A 1,516-nucleotide genomic window follows, 5' to 3' on the forward strand; every position below is an offset into this window, starting at 1 on the left:
AGGTGATGACGACGCTGGTGCGCTCATACAGCTTGCTCAGCAGATGGAACAGCAACGCTCCGCCTGATGCGCTGAACGGCAGGTATCCGAGTTCGTCAAGGATGACGAGATCGGATTGGGCGAGCCGGTTGGCGATCTGCCCTGCCTTGCCCTGGGCCTTCTCCTGCTCGAGCGCATTGACGAGTTCGACGGTAGAGAAGAAGCGGACACGCTTGCGATGATGCTCTATCGCCTGCACGCCAAGGGCTGTGGCGATGTGGGTCTTTCCGGTGCCGGGGCCGCCGACAAGCACGACGTTGTTGGCCCCGTCCATGAACTCACAGCGATGGAGCTGGCGCACGAGGGCCTCGTTGACCTCGCTGCTGACGAAGTCGAACGGCCAATTGGCGAAAGAGGCCGGCACGCTGTAGCGATTGCGCTCCAGATGGACGAGGCAGGTGGGCGAGACACGCTTGGTGTGTTCGACGAAGCCATCGAAGGGCCGAGGCATCGGCATCAGAAAGTGGGCTTCCTCAACCCGGATGTTCTCGATCGTTCCGGGTCTCAGGCCATGGGGAATCTGTTGCCACAGTTCCCGGCATCGCTGTTCCAGCCAGTCGTTTCAAGGCCTGAAGGGTGGGAAAGCGCGGCAGCGGCTGCCATAGCCGATGGCGGACATCCTGGACGTTCTTTCTCGACTTGCCCCTTCTCCTAGCCCGAGGCTGGATTGCAGAACTCGGCCTCGAACAGATAGTGGCTGGCCATAGCCGAGAAGCGGGCGTTGACCTGACGATCCTTGCCGCGGCCGATCCTGTCGATCGCCGTGCGCATGTTGTCATAGATCCCACGCCGGGGAACGCCGCCCAGAACACGGAAGGCGTGGTTGTGGGCATCAAACAGCATCTCATGGGTTTGCAGCGGATAGGCCCGCACGATGAAGGCACGGCTGTAGCTGAGCTTGAAGTGCGCGACCTGCAGCTTGGTGCGCTCGCCGCCGATGATCGCCCAGTCTTCCGACCAGTCCAACTGGAAGGCTTCGCCGGGCTCGAACGCCAGCGGCACGAAGGTGCCGCGCCCGCTCGTTTGCATCTGCCGCTGGCGGTCCGCCTTCCAGGCACGCGCAAAAGCGGCAACGCGGCAGTAAGAGCCCTCATAGCCGAGGCTCATCAGGTCCGCGTGCAGTTGCTTGATCGTGCGCTTCTGTTTGCGCGGCCTGTTCGTCTCGGTCCTCAGCCAGGCCGACAGCCGCTCGGCATAAGCATCAAGCTTGCTCGGCCGCTCCGGCACCTTGAAACGAGGCTCGATCTCGTCGGATCGCAGATATTTGCGGATCGTGTTCCGCGACAGCCCCGTGCGCCGCGCAATCTCCCGCATCGAATGTCCCTCGCGCAGATGCCAGCGCCGGATAACACTCAGTAACGCCATGTCTATCACTCCAAAGTCCCCTGCAATCATCAGGCAGGGGTGGGTTCAAACATGGGTCACTTCTCAATGGAAAAACCGCCCAATCTGGAGTGCGCCCCTTGGGGTGGACAGA

At 61.9% G+C, this 1,516-nt stretch carries 2 pseudogenes; both read right to left on the reverse strand.

The window, feature by feature from the left end:
• Window positions 1-376, reverse strand: a pseudogene (locus tag G6N73_RS35560) (ATP-binding protein); the annotation flags it as partial.
• Window positions 377-1,404 (reverse strand): annotated as a pseudogene (gene istA, locus G6N73_RS35565) (IS21 family transposase); the annotation flags it as partial.
• Between the last annotated feature and the right edge of the window lie 112 nt (window positions 1,405-1,516).

Source organism: Allomesorhizobium camelthorni (assembly GCF_011045125.1).
Lineage (GTDB): Bacteria > Pseudomonadota > Alphaproteobacteria > Rhizobiales > Rhizobiaceae > Allomesorhizobium > Allomesorhizobium camelthorni.